This is a genomic window from Bacillus sp. FSL K6-3149, assembly GCF_038630515.1.
In the GTDB taxonomy this organism is placed as follows: Bacteria; Bacillota; Bacilli; order Bacillales; family Bacillaceae; genus Bacillus; species Bacillus pumilus.
Map to the genome: position 1 here is coordinate 1758049 of NZ_CP152034.1, position 13724 is coordinate 1771772.

Below are 13724 nucleotides of genomic sequence, written 5' to 3' on the forward strand. Positions count from 1 at the left end.
CAAATCTGAGAGTGGAGATGTAGGAAAAAATGGCGAAACAAAGGAAATTTGGAGGATACACCATATCCTCTAAAATCATGTCAGTCGTTGTCGTAACATTACTCGCAACCGTTGCACTATTCGTTCTAACATTTTATCTAGTCAGCCAGGATTTATCATCCCAGTTATTAAAGCAATTTGATTATCGATTAACAACAGATGTTGATACAGCGAAGAAAGAGATCGATAATCTGGATGGGAACGTCCTTGGTATTAGCGGGAAAGATGACCCCCTTTATGTGGAGGTCAAAAAGAAATTCACAGAGCTTCAAGAAGATCATACGCTTGAGAACTTATACGTGCTATCTAATAAAGGCGGCAAAGAAAGAATTATTATATTAACCGGTGAAGAAAATGACTTTGATCAAGATTATGCTTTTTCAGATGAGATGAAACAAGCGCTCTCTGAAGATAAAATGGTCAAAAGTGATATTTATAAAGATTCATTTGGTACACATAAATCAGTCTTTTTGCCAATCAAGGATTCAGGCGGTGAGCTGACAGGGATTTTAGGCATTGATTTAGATGCGTCTGTCGTGCCTCAAACAACGCAGAAGTTGATGATCTATATCACAGTGGCATCTGCTATTGTGCTCATCGGTGGATTACTCTTCTCATTCTTTATGGGAAGAAGAATTGCGAAACCAGCACGTTCCTTGATGGAATCAGCAAACCGAATTGCTGACGGTGATTTAACTGGTATGGTAGAGGTTGAAAGTAAAGACGAGATCGGCCAGCTTGCCGCATCCTTCCAAAAGATGCAGGGGCGGATCAAAGAGCTCATTTCGAAAATCTCACACTCATCTAGTGAAGTGTCGAAAATGTCTTCACAGCTTCGTACAGTGACGACCGAATCAAGTCAAAGTGCGCAGCAAGTATCAGAAGCTATGACGAATATGAGTGAAGGAATCAATGATTCTGTCGCAAATATTACGGATTGTACGACATCCGTTGCAGAGATCGATACTCAAATCGAAGGCGTCACAAAAGAAGTCGATGAAATGAAATCTGTTTCATCTGACGTACAAGAGCAGTCAGAATCTGGTCAAACATTAGTGAACCATGTGCTTGATCATCTGAATATGCTTCATGACAAGATGACCAACTCAAAGCATGCAGCAGAAGAATTACAATCTCATTCAACGGAGATTGAAAGTGTCATCTCAATTATTACAGACATTTCGGCCCAAACGAATCTGCTTGCACTGAATGCTTCAATTGAAGCGGCACGTGTTGGAGAAGAAGGAAAAGGCTTTGCTGTTGTGGCAGATGAGGTGCGCAAGTTAGCTGAGCAATCAGCGGATGCGGCTAAAACTGTTTCAGACCTCGTCATCGGCACACAGGAAAACAGTCAGCGCGTTCTTGAAAGCGTAGAGGAAAGCAGTAAAGCAGTGGAAGAGGGACGCGTACAAATGGAAGGCACGTCACAAAATTTCGCTTTGATTTACGACGGTGTGTCTCAATTTGCAACAAGAACGAACAATTTGCTTGCTTCTATTAAGCAAGTAGAACGAGCATATCAAACGATTTCTACATCGATTGAGCAAATTTCTGTTGTATCGGAAGAACATGCAGCCAGCTCTCAAGAAGTAGCGGCAGCAACAGAACAGCAAAGTGCTGGCATGCAGCAAATTTCAAGTGCGATTGAACAGCTCTCTGATATGTCAGAGGACTTAGCACATATGGTTTCTACTTTTAAAATCGACAATAAATAACGAGAAAGGGCTAAAATGATCTTGATTTTAGCCCTTTGTCTTATGTTCAGCGTAGCTGATGCTGACTCTTGTGAGAGAGTCAGCTTTTTTGCTATGCTTAATCAAATCGTTTCAGACGAAAGGAGAACGCCATGGATTTTGCGCAGAGATTATCAGAAGAACGGATCAAAAAAGCGATGGATAACGGGGCTTTTGAAGGATTATCTGGCTTTGGCAAACCTCTACCTAAAGATGACGCTGCTCATGTGCCTGAAGAACTAAGAATGGGCTACCGGATGTTGAAAAATGCTGGCTTTGCTGGGGAAGAAACAGCACTGAAAAAAGAACTCATGACCGTCAAAGACCTACTTCACTCCAGTATAGACGGAGAGGAAAGAAAAAAGCTTTCTCTCATATGTGAAGAAAAACAAAAACGACTGGATGAACTCACATCTAAGCGCCAAACTTTTGCTCGTCCAGCCTCCTCCTTTTATAAAAACAGGGTCTACGAAAAATTAGTGGAGCATAAAAAAAGATGATGACACGCAGCCTCTCCTGAGCACATTGAGGGGGCTTTTTTTATGAAAGCGCTACATTTTGTTATTGACTACATGTATATACAAATATAAAATAAGAATCAAACATGTATATACAAGTTTTTTGGTTCTTTTTTCTTATAAAAAACGATCTCGGAGGGGATAGCATGGCTGATTATCAGGCAGCAGCAGATCAGATTGTGAAAGCCATCGGCGGCAAAGAAAATATTGATCAAGCGACACATTGTGTGACAAGGCTGCGCTTTGTGCTGAAGGATGAAGGAAAGGTTGATGAGAAAGCACTTGAACAAATAGAAGAAGTGAAGGGATCTTTCTCAGCGAACGGTCAATACCAAGTGGTGATCGGCCAAGGGGTCGTCAATCGGGTATATGCCGAAATGGTGAAACAGACAGGGATTGGCGAAGCCTCAAAAGAGGACGTGAAGCGTGCCTCTGATCAAAAATTAAATCCATTGCAGCGTGCTGTGAAAACGCTTGCGGATATTTTTATTCCCATTCTTCCTGCCATCGTCACAGCCGGTTTATTAATGGGGATTAATAATATTTTAACAGCTCCTGATATTTTCTTTGATCAAAAATCGATAGTCGATGTGTATCCGGCATGGGCTGATTTAGCGAATATGATCAACTTGATTGCAGGCACTGCCTTCACATTCCTGCCCGCATTAATCGGCTGGTCAGCCGTGAAGCGGTTTGGGGGAAATCCGCTTTTAGGGATGGTCCTTGGACTCATGCTCGTACACCCGGACTTATTAAATGCGTGGGGCTATGGAGCGGCTGAAAAGTCCGGTGAGATTCCAGTCTGGAATTTGTTTGGACTTGAAGTGCAAAAGGTAGGGTATCAAGGACAGGTTCTTCCGATACTCGTCGCCTCGTATTTACTAGCGAAGCTCGAATTGTTTATCACAAAACGAACAGCTGAAAGCATTCAGCTATTAGTGGTTGCACCGATTACGTTATTAGTTATTGGCTTTTTATCCTTTATCGTCATTGGACCTATTACATTTGCAATCGGCAACGTGTTAACATCTGGACTTGTTGCTGTATTCCAGCAGTTCGCAGCACTTGGTGGTCTATTATACGGCGGTTTGTATGCGGCGTTAGTCATTACTGGAATGCATCATACGTTCCTCGCTGTTGATATTCAATTGATTAATTCAAAACTGCACGGCACGTTTCTATGGCCGATGCTCGCACTGTCTAATATTGCACAAGGATCAGCCGCACTTGCGATGATGTTTGTTTTGAAAGATGAAAAGCAAAAGGGTCTCTCGCTCACATCAAGTATTTCTGCTTACTTAGGAATTACCGAACCAGCGATGTTTGGCGTCAACTTGCGCTACCGATTCCCATTTATTTTCGCACTCATTAGCTCTGGTTTAGCTGGTATGTTTATCGCCTCTCAAGGGGTGCTGGCAAGCTCAGTTGGTGTTGGGGGCATTCCGGGAATCTTCTCTATTATCCCGAAATATTGGGGCGCATTTGCGATAGGGATGGTCATTGTCCTCATCGTCCCATTCATCGGAACCCTTTTGTATGCAAAGCTGAAAAAGAAGAAAGATGTTTCACAAGAACTTAACTAGTGGTGGTGGATGAAATTGAAACAACAAACGAACGAACCGTGGTGGAAAAAAGCGGTGGTCTATCAAATTTATCCGAAGAGCTTTTTAGATACAACGGGCTCAGGTACAGGCGATATCAATGGTGTGACAAAAAAGCTCGATTATATCAAAGAGCTTGGGGCGGATTGTATTTGGCTCACACCAATGTATGAGTCCCCGCAGTATGACAACGGCTATGATATTAGTGATTATACAAAAATCCATGACATGTACGGTACAATGGCAGATTTTGAACACATGCTGAAGGAAGCCCATGATCGAGGCATACGAGTCATCATGGATTTAGCCGTCAATCATACATCCATTTTCCATAAGTGGTTTCAAGCATCACGCGAGTCAAAGGATAATCCTTATCGAGATTATTATATTTGGAAGGAGCCCAAGGCGGACGGATCACCGCCGAATGATTGGCAGTCAAAATTCGGCGGTCCAGCCTGGGAGCTAGATGAAGAAACGGGAGAATATTATCTTCATTTATATGATGTCACCCAAGCGGATCTCAATTGGGAAAAGGATGAGGTGCGCAGGCAAGTATATGACATCATGCATTTTTGGTTTGAAAAAGGAATTGATGGATTCAGGCTGGATGTCATCAACAACATCTCAAAGGATCAACGCTTCTTAGATGACGCCGGACAATCTGTACAAGGAGACGGCCGGATGTATTATACGGATGGCCCAAGAATTCATGAATTTCTGCACGAAATGAACCAAGAGGTTTTTTCGAAATATGACAGCATGACAGTTGGAGAAATGTCTTCAACGAATATTGCAGACTGCATTCGGTATACAAGATCGGATCGGCAGGAGCTGGATATGACGTTTAATTTTCATCATTTAAAGGTCGATTATCCAAACGGAGAAAAATGGGCCCTCGCACCATTTGATTTTCAGGAATTGAAGTCGATTCTGTCTGAGTGGCAGACGAAAATGCATGAGGGCGGCGGCTGGAATGCGCTCTTCTGGTGCAATCATGATCAGCCGCGTATCGTCTCAAGATACGGTGATGATGAAACATACCATCAGCAATCAGCGAAGATGCTGGCGACCACCATTCATCTCATGCAAGGGACTCCATATATTTATCAAGGGGAAGAGATTGGCATGAAGAATCCTCAGTTTGAGGACATCTCATCTTACCGCGATATCGAATCACTCAATATGTATGAAGTTATGCTTGAAAAAGGGAAATCAAAGGAAGAAGCGCTCGCCATTTTACAGGTCAAGTCAAGAGATAATGCGAGAACACCGATGCAATGGACCTCAGAAAAGAATGCAGGTTTTTCAAAAGGGACACCTTGGATTGAGCCAGCCAATAACGACATTTCGGTCGAAGCTTCGTTAAAGGACCCGTCGTCTATTTTCTATCATTATCAAGCCCTTTGCAGGCTGCGTAAAGAACTTGACGTGATCACATATGGAAGCTTCACCTTACTCTTAGCAGAAGATCCAAAGATTTTTGCTTATGTGAGAGAAAGCGGTGAGGAGAAGCTTCTTGTGATCAATCACTTTTATGCAGAAGAGACGGACTTTACGCTTCCTGATGAGCTTATGCAGGCTGTAGATGAGATGGAGGGGCAAGTGCTGTTATCCAATTATGAGGATGCACCGGCAGATATGAAGGGATTTACGTTGCGTCCATACGAGTCAATCGTTTATCATTTAACCAAACGCTAGAAAATGGGGCGGAGGGAAAATGAAAGAGAATAAGTTTCGAGTGATTTATGATCAGCTCGCAAAACGAATTGAACAAGGTGAATGGCAGGATAAAGGCATTCTGCCATCAGAGCATGAGCTGTCCTTGATGTATGACACATCCCGTGAGACGGTAAGAAAGGCATTAAATATCCTTGTGCAAAATGGCTATATCCAAAAAATCCGCGGCAAAGGCTCTGTCTTGCTGAATCGAGAGAAAATGCAATTCCCAGTCTCGGGTCTTGTCAGCTTTAAAGAACTTTCCCAAACGCTTGGCCGAAAGACCGTTACGACGGTTCACGAATTTGGTTTAATCAAACCGGATCAGTATATTCAGTCTCAGCTGAAAATTAATGGGCAGGAGGATGTCTGGGAAGTCATTCGATCTCGTAATATTAGCGGAGAAGAAGTGATTTTAGACAAGGATTACTTTTTGCAAAAGCATGTGTCGGTCTTGTCGAAGGACATATGCGAAGGATCCATCTACGAGTATATTGAAGGAGAGCTCGGTGTATCAATCAGCTATGCCCAAAAGGAATTTGTGGTAGAGCCATGTACAGAAGAGGACGCCAAGTATCTTGATTTGAACGGGTTTGATCATGTCGTCGTCGTGAAGAATTACGTGTTCTTAGAGGATACAAGTTTATTTCAATACACAGAAAGCCGTCACCGATTAGACCGCTTCAGATTCGTCGATTTTGCAAGAAGAGAAAAAGTGGACAGAGCATAGGCTCTGTCCTTTTCAGGTTTTGGGAGAAGTAGACGACGAATAGATCACCATTTTCAGGAGGAAAGATGATGAGATTAAATAGACCACTAAAATTAAGGGACTTAGAAATATTCAGCGTGATGAAAGATCATCAGATTTTATGTTATGTCATCATTGAAGATACGCGAAAACCGTTTACGGCAGAAGACAGAAAGCTAGAGCCATTATGTTATATGGATGAAGAAGATATACAAGCGATTTTGAATGTTTTTCATATTTCCATTATCAATGATGAAAAATTAAGTGAAGAGGATTTAACTCTTGTAGAAGATTATTTTGCAGACTTTGTGAATAATACAAACTTAACGAATTTTATTATAAGAGATTATGTTCAAGAGGATTTATATGCCGTCGATGATGAAGATGACATCACGTTCTTTAATAGAATGCTGCGTCATATAGGGTCAGATGATGTGAAAGAATTTGATAAGCGCAATTGGATTTATTTATCCCAAGATTGAGATGAAAAAAGGACAGAGCATGGGCTCTGTCCTTTTCCTTTAGGATGATACATTTTTTCTTGTACGCTTGCGCTGGTAGTAATATAGGATACCGCCAGCAGCGAGCATGAGCACGCCAATCAGTACAGCTGTATACATCATCGTGGCTGTATTCGGCAATGTGCCGCCAGGAAGGCCTGTTCCATCTTGGTTTGGATCTGTACCCGTGCCTCCGCCTGGTGCTGTTGTTCCGCCGTCTCCGCCAGTTTGATCTGGCGTTGTTCCAGCTGCCCCGCTTTGGTTAAGGACCGTGTATTCGCTGAAGTGCTCAGTTTGACCTGATACGACTCCGTTTTCAAATGATCCATTACTAGTTTTGGTGTAACGATTTTTCTTGCGATCCACATAATATACACTAGGTTTTTTCGCCTTTTGAGGCTCGTCTAGTGTAAAGGATAGTGTGACAGGGTCTTTAAAGGTCGAAACCTTTTTCTTGTCTTGTTTGATTTGGAAATCATACGTATCCGTTAATGCGTTTTTCACTTTATCTTTCTTTGTCATCCATATATCTGCGCTTGTCTCGGATAAATTTGAGAGCGGTAATGCGAGTCCCACTTTGTCATGATAGATGGTGACGTTTGGATCTTGCTCTCTTTTCTTCAGCTCGGCTACTTGCGCTTTTGATAGAGACAATTGAACGTTTTTCACTTTGCTTGCTTTGTCTAAATAGAGCAATGCTTTGTTTGTATGCTGTACATACGTTTGGAATTTCTTATCATCTTGAATGTCATAAGCGCCTTTTCCTTTCGCACGAGGAAGGAACACTTCTTTCACCCTGTGATCGATAACAGGCGAAATTTGACCGTCTGCCTTTTCAATTTGCTCTTTGAAAATTTCATAGTCGACATACCCTAAGTCTTCACCGTGAGAGGCTTCTGTAAAGACGCTGTAGCCGTCGCCACCTGTGCCAACAAATGCGTTTGTGGCTACGCGGTATGTTTTCTCATCATCAATGTTTGTCAGTTGACCTTTTTGATCTTTCAGTTTCACATCAATCAGTCTGCTTCCAGCTGGTTTACTGAGCGTAAACGTATATTCAATGCCGGCTACATGAGGGAATGCACCTCCGCCTTCCTCAATGCCTGACAGCCCCTGTTCAAGTGCTTTTTTAATTTGACTGCCTTTTAAATCTGCGACATAAAGCGTATTTCCGAAAGGCATCACCGTTAAAATATCACCTAACGTGATATCACCTTTTTCGATGCTTCCACGAATACCGCCGCCGTTTGTGATGGCAAGGTCAGCTCCAGCTGATTCTTGCGCTTTCTGCAGCATGCCGTCAGCAATAAAGTTCCCAAGATTCGTTTCCTTCGCACGGACATGCTCACGTTGACCGTCTAAAAGGACATCTGTATGGCCGACTTTTTCTGTTTTTAAATCTTGAATATCTGCTTTGTATCCATCAAGGATCGCTTTTGCCTCTGCATCTTCTTTGACAGAGTCATTGATGGGAATCAGGTCAAAAGAAGATTCTTTTGGCTGGATGACACCTTTTTTGTCAAAGGCTACGTCTACTTTTCCTAAAAATTGTCCGTAATCTTTCACTTGAGCGACAATCGTAGGTTCTTTTTTATTGATGACCTTTAATTTTTCTACAAGTGTGTGCGTATGACCGCCAATGATTAAATCAATCCCATCGACTTTTTGAGCGAGCTCAAGATCACGGTTGTAGCCAATGTGTGTTAACGCAATGATTTTATTGATTTTTTCTTCTGTTTGAATGGTGTTGACTGTTTCTTTTGCTTTCTTGTACGCATCTTTAAATTGAATGTTAGGACCGCTGCTGGAGGTAATGGCTGTGTCTTCAGTCGTTAAACCGAATACGGCCACCTTTTCACCGTTTACATCGAGCAGGATGTAAGGGTAAATCCCGGCTTCTTTTTTCTCACCAGCTTTAAATGAGGCTGGTTTTTTCACTAAGTCACTCAATTGTTTTTCCTTCGAGACATCCACGTTGGATGACACGACCGGGAATCGAGGCTTTTCAAATTGATGACGGTTTTTCGGATCGACATCTGATGCATCACCTGTCAGGAATTGACGGAGTACAGAAGGACCTTTGTCAAATTCATGATTACCAAACGTCATGGCATCGTATTTCATTAAGTTCATCAATTTCAGATCGGCAAGTCCTTGCCACTTTGTGAAGTACAGGTCACCAGAGAAGACATCTCCAGCGTCTAATAAAATATTGTTCTTATTTTCAGCACGGACTTCTTTGATCTTTGTTGCGCGTCTTGCCGCATCATCAAGGTGTGCGTGTGTATCGTTCGTATGCATCACTGTTAAATTCCAGTTGTCTGATGTAGGCGGTTCTGTTGTGCCATCGTCTTTAAAGGCTAGCTTATACACACCAAGACCATCTGTGCTTGCGTTACGAATAAAGTCTACGCTGCTGGATTCTTTAGCAAACGGTTTGGCTAAAAGAGAAGATTCAAAAGTGACTGTTGCGCCTTTGATCGGTGCGATAGACCAGTTTTGATCTGCACTTGGGTTGATCGTTTTTTGTTCGATAATATAATCCATCAGTACTTGACGGTTCTCATCTGCTGAGGCAAGCACTACTTTATCTTGCGTCAGATGAGGGAAACCTCCGCCGCCAGAAGCACGATAGTTATTTGTTACGACTAAAAATTCTTGATTATCAGAGACGGTTTTCCCGTTGTAAGACAGGTTTTTGATGCGGTTGGCATTGGCGTTGAGAAGTGTGCCTGTTGTGCTGTATTTAGCAGGCTGCGTCACATCGACTTGGTATGTCACGCCATCAATTACATCAAAGTTATACGAGCGGTATTCCTCGTTTAAAATCGGCTGTTCTTTTGCATCGTTCGGTTTGATCTGATTAAACTGGCCAGCAGACATTTCTAACCAGTCTTTCACTTCACTGCCTTTCAGTTTCACAATCTGCACAGTGTTATCGTAAAGATAGAGATCGCCGATATTCTTAATCGCTAAATCTCCTTTTGCGATATTTGTATAATAGTTTACACCGTTTCGGCCGCCTGCTTTAAACGGAGCACCTGCAGATAAAATCGGTAAATTTTTATACGATGTGTCCTTCATTTTTTCTTGTGCATACCATTTTTGGGCATCTGTCACAATTTGAATCGAAGGGTCATCCATCACTTGAGCGAAAAAGCTGTTAATGTCTGCTTCTGTTTTGCCAACAGGCTTTCTCACGTAATCAAGTGTGTTTTGATGCGTTGTTTGAATGGCGTCTTTTACGGTACTGTTTTGAGATGATACTCCGGCAACAGATTCGATCTTGCCTGTTCCGTCTGTGACCTTCCAGTTGCTGCCGTCAGGCTCTAGTGTTAAATCAATGACCCCGAGGTAGCTGCCCCAGTTTTTTGACATGACGACTGGGATGCCGTTGATGGTTCCCTTTGAGACATTGAATTTGTCGACGCCGTTATATTCAGCGCTTGGGAATGTGCCATGCTGGTGGCCTGATACAATGGCATCGATGCCTTTTGTTTTCGTGGCAAGGTCAAAGATCATATTTTCTGATCCTTTAGGTGAAGCGGTTTTTTCAATTCCTGTATGAGCAAGAGCGACAATGACATCTGCGCCTTTCTCTTTCATTTCAGGAATGGTTTCATTGGCAGATTCGACGATGTCCTGCACTTGGACTTGTCCATCTAAATGCTTCTTATCCCACGTCATAATTTGTGGTGGAACGAATCCTATGTAACCAACTTTCACAGTTTGTGAGGCTCCGTTTGCATCTTTAAAGGTTTTATCTTGGATCACATAAGGTGTAAAACGGTGTTCTCCATTTAGCTTTTTGACGTTCGCATTGACAATCGGGAAGTTGGCGCCCGCAATGGTACCGTCAAGGAAGGATAATCCGTAGTTAAATTCATGATTGCCAAGTGTTCCTGCATCGTATTTTAGTTTGTTGAGTGTATGAATAATAGGGTGAACCTTTGTTTGATTGATGATGCTGTCTTTCTCATGTTTGTAAACGTATTCTCCAAGAGGGGTTCCTTGAATCAAGTCTCCGTTATCCACAAGGAGTGTATTTGGGTTTTGTGATCGGTGCTTGTCGATCAGCTCGGCTGTTTTTGCCAAACCAAATTCATTTGTTTCTTTGTCGCTGTAATAATCATAATTCATCATGTTCGCATGAACATCGGTTGTGGCTAAGATGCTGACCTTTACGGCTTTGCCGTTTTCTGTTTCTGCATGAGTAGGTACTGCTGGGAGAATGAGACTAATCATCATAATGGAAGTGAGCAGAATAGACAGGTTTTTCCTTCGTTTAGACCTATGTGCTTGCTTCTTCACCTGATCTCCGCCTTTCTAATTTTTTTGACCACAATACCTATTGTAGAAATGTTTCGTTAACTTTTGTAGTTATTTTTTGAAGATTATTGTAAAGATAACATAAATCATACGAATTACCTTGTTGAGGTAATGTGAATGAGTCTAAATGCTTATTTTTATCATAAGGGGTTTTCTGATAGGGATAGGATGTTTGATTTCAACATGCCCGGGTATAGTGTGTAGTGTAAACGATAATCAAGCAGGAGGGTTTCTACATGGGTAAGAAAATTGCAGTTGTATTAACAGATTACTTTGAGGATGTTGAATTCACCGAGCCTGCAAAAGCCTTTAAAGATGCAGGTCATGAGTTGACAGTCATTGAAAATGAAAAAGGGAAAACAGTGAAAGGGAAGCAAGGAGAGGCAGAAGTAAGAGTGGATGCGTCTATTGACAACGTGAAGCCTGAAGACTTCGATGCACTTCTCATTCCTGGCGGTTTCTCACCAGATATTCTGCGTGCAGATGATCGTTACGTCCAATTCACTAAAGCATTTATGGATGAGAAAAAACCAGTATTTGCAATCTGTCACGGACCGCAATTGCTCATTACAGCGAAGACGCTGGAAGGAAGAGGGGCGACTGGGTATACATCCATCAAAGTCGATATGGAAAACGCAGGCGCTAAATTTAAAGACGAAGAAGTCGTCGTTTGTCAGAATCAGCTTGTGACAAGCCGTACACCTGATGACATTCCAGCCTTTAACCGTGAATCATTAAAACTGCTTGAGAAATAAACCGCAGTTGTAAAAGAATAAAAAAGCCAGCACCTTGCGGGGTGCTGGCTTTTTGTGTGCATGATGTAAGAAAACTGCGTGTAGACCATAAAAACAGTTTCCTTTTTCACCATTATTTTCTTAAGTTTTTTAGCTCGCTTGCGATGGCTTGCATTTCACTTGGGCTGAATGAAGATTTTTTCATCACCATTTGGTGAAGAAATTCAATATCTTCGTACTTGTCTGGACTGAAGTCCTCTGCTTTGATGACTCCAATGTTCAGCATATTTAACTTTTGCGAAATGTCTTCAATCAGCTGATTGACTTCAGCCGCTTTTTGCTCTGACAAGGGCGGCACGTCCTTTCCTGCATATGTGTCGAATAATATGTCTATTTTAACAGAAATGCAAAAGAATAAAAGGGCTATTAAGATGACACCGAGATGTTTTTCTCCTTTTTCTCCTGCTTCATCTTATCAATGATTCGTTTGGATTCAAATACGACAACCCCTGATAAACCGATGAGCCCGATTAAGTTTGGAATCGCCATCAGTCCATTTAGCATATCTGCCACACCCCAGACGAAGTCATTCTTGAAGATGGCACCGAAAAAGACAGCGATGACAAACACAACACGATAATACATCACATAAGAGTCTTTCGCCAAATAAGTAAAGCATTTTTCGCCATAATATGACCAGCCAATAATGGTGGAATAAGCGAACAAAAGTAAGCCGATGGCCACAATGGTTGAACCGATTGGACCGAGGAAATGAGCAAAGGATAACGAGGTGAGTGCATCACTTTTTTCTGTGACATACATATCTGCCATGACGATCGTAATACCTGTGATGGAGCAAACAATCATCGTATCAATGAATACTTGCGTCATCGACACAAGCGCTTGACGAGCGGGCATATCCGTTTTTGCTGCGGCCGCAGCGATTGGAGCAGACCCGAGACCTGCTTCATTGGAAAAGACCCCTCTCGCCACACCCCAGCGAATCACCGTACCGATAGCACCGCCTGCAACCGCTTGACCAGTAAATGCGTCTGAAAAAATGAGCCCGACTGCGCCTGGGACAAGGTCGGCATTCATGACAAGAATGATCAGTCCGCAAATGACGTAGAATAATGCCATGACTGGTACAAAAATAGACGTCACCCGGCCAATGCTTTTAATTCCGCCTAAAATCACAAGGGCAGTAAAAACAGTAATGATGATGCCTGTGACCCATGTTGGGACTTGAAAGGTTGAATTCATGACACCAGAAATCGAATTTGACTGTACGAGATTCCCAATTCCAAAGGCAGCCGTGGCGCCAAAAATAGCAAACAGCACCCCAAGCCATTTTTGCTTCAAGCCATGCTCCAAATAATACATCGGCCCGCCAGACATTTCGCCTTTTTCATTTTTTACACGATATTTCACGGCAAGAACAGCTTCAGCATATTTTGTCGCCATGCCAAAGAATGCAGCAAACCACATCCAAAACACGGCGCCTGGTCCGCCGGCAATGACAGCAGAGGCGACCCCTACAATATTTCCCGTTCCAACCGTTGCAGCTAGAGCTGTCATTAATGCTTGGAAGTGAGAAATATCACCTTCTGATGTCTTGTCTTGCTTTGAAAATGCAAGCTTGAGTGAATAGGGAAGCAGCCTAATCTGAATAAAAAGCACTCGAAAGGTCAGGTAAATCCCTGTTCCCACGATCAAAAGCAAGAGTGGCGGTCCCCATAATACGTCATTGATATTGCTGACAATCTGTTCAACCCATCCCATATGTATCCCCCTTTATTTGTGAAA

Annotated in this window: 10 protein-coding genes; 7 read left to right on the forward strand and 3 right to left on the reverse strand. The window is 42.5% G+C overall.

Annotated features, from left to right (window positions below):
- The first annotated feature begins 29 nt into the window (after window positions 1-29).
- The 6 genes from MHB83_RS08780 to MHB83_RS08805 all read left to right on the forward strand — a co-directional run bounded on the left by MHB83_RS08780 (window position 30) and on the right by MHB83_RS08805 (window position 6837).
- Window positions 30-1754 carry a methyl-accepting chemotaxis protein gene (locus tag MHB83_RS08780; protein ID WP_050944799.1) on the forward strand — a complete coding sequence of 575 codons (1725 nt, stop codon included), beginning with the start codon at window positions 30-32 and terminating at the stop codon, window positions 1752-1754.
- A gap of 131 nt (window positions 1755-1885) precedes the next feature.
- Window positions 1886-2272 (forward strand): DUF1992 domain-containing protein, encoded by a 387-nt coding sequence (locus tag MHB83_RS08785; RefSeq protein ID WP_050944798.1) that lies wholly within the window; start codon window positions 1886-1888, stop codon window positions 2270-2272.
- A gap of 164 nt (window positions 2273-2436) precedes the next feature.
- Window positions 2437-3873 carry a PTS system trehalose-specific EIIBC component gene (gene treP / locus MHB83_RS08790; RefSeq protein WP_284907656.1) on the forward strand — a complete coding sequence of 479 codons (1437 nt, stop codon included), beginning with the start codon at window positions 2437-2439 and terminating at the stop codon, window positions 3871-3873.
- A 15-nt stretch (window positions 3874-3888) separates the two neighbouring features.
- A complete protein-coding gene (gene treC, locus MHB83_RS08795; protein WP_342496824.1) occupies window positions 3889-5589 on the forward strand; it encodes an alpha,alpha-phosphotrehalase in 1701 nt (566 codons plus the stop codon).
- Between the two features lie 19 nt (window positions 5590-5608).
- Complete coding sequence (treR, locus tag MHB83_RS08800; protein ID WP_044139741.1) at window positions 5609-6337, forward strand: trehalose operon repressor; 729 nt, start codon at window positions 5609-5611, stop codon at window positions 6335-6337.
- Window positions 6338-6402: 65 nt separating this feature from the next.
- The gene (locus MHB83_RS08805; protein WP_212046539.1) at window positions 6403-6837 is read left to right on the forward strand and encodes a terpene synthase; all 435 of its coding nucleotides are present in this window, start codon (window positions 6403-6405) and stop codon (window positions 6835-6837) included.
- A gap of 39 nt (window positions 6838-6876) precedes the next feature.
- On the opposite strand, the gene MHB83_RS08810 is transcribed toward MHB83_RS08805, so the two are convergent.
- On the reverse strand, window positions 6877-11166 hold the full coding sequence (locus MHB83_RS08810; RefSeq protein ID WP_309217490.1) for a multifunctional 2',3'-cyclic-nucleotide 2'-phosphodiesterase/3'-nucleotidase/5'-nucleotidase: 4290 nt from the start codon (window positions 11164-11166) through the stop codon (window positions 6877-6879).
- Window positions 11167-11420: 254 nt separating this feature from the next.
- Here MHB83_RS08810 and MHB83_RS08815 point away from each other — a divergent pair, with 254 nt between their 5' ends.
- Window positions 11421-11939 carry a type 1 glutamine amidotransferase domain-containing protein gene (locus MHB83_RS08815; RefSeq protein ID WP_309217491.1) on the forward strand — a complete coding sequence of 173 codons (519 nt, stop codon included), beginning with the start codon at window positions 11421-11423 and terminating at the stop codon, window positions 11937-11939.
- Window positions 11940-12051: 112 nt separating this feature from the next.
- Here MHB83_RS08815 and MHB83_RS08820 read toward each other — a convergent pair whose 3' ends face one another.
- Together MHB83_RS08820 and MHB83_RS08825 are read right to left on the reverse strand one after the other, a co-directional pair.
- A complete protein-coding gene (locus MHB83_RS08820) occupies window positions 12052-12267 on the reverse strand; it encodes a DUF1128 domain-containing protein (protein WP_003214000.1) in 216 nt (71 codons plus the stop codon).
- Between the two features lie 77 nt (window positions 12268-12344).
- Entirely contained in the window at window positions 12345-13700 is a 1356-nt protein-coding gene (locus tag MHB83_RS08825) for a sodium:alanine symporter family protein (protein ID WP_003218008.1), read from the reverse strand.
- Window positions 13701-13724: the final 24 nt, after the last annotated feature.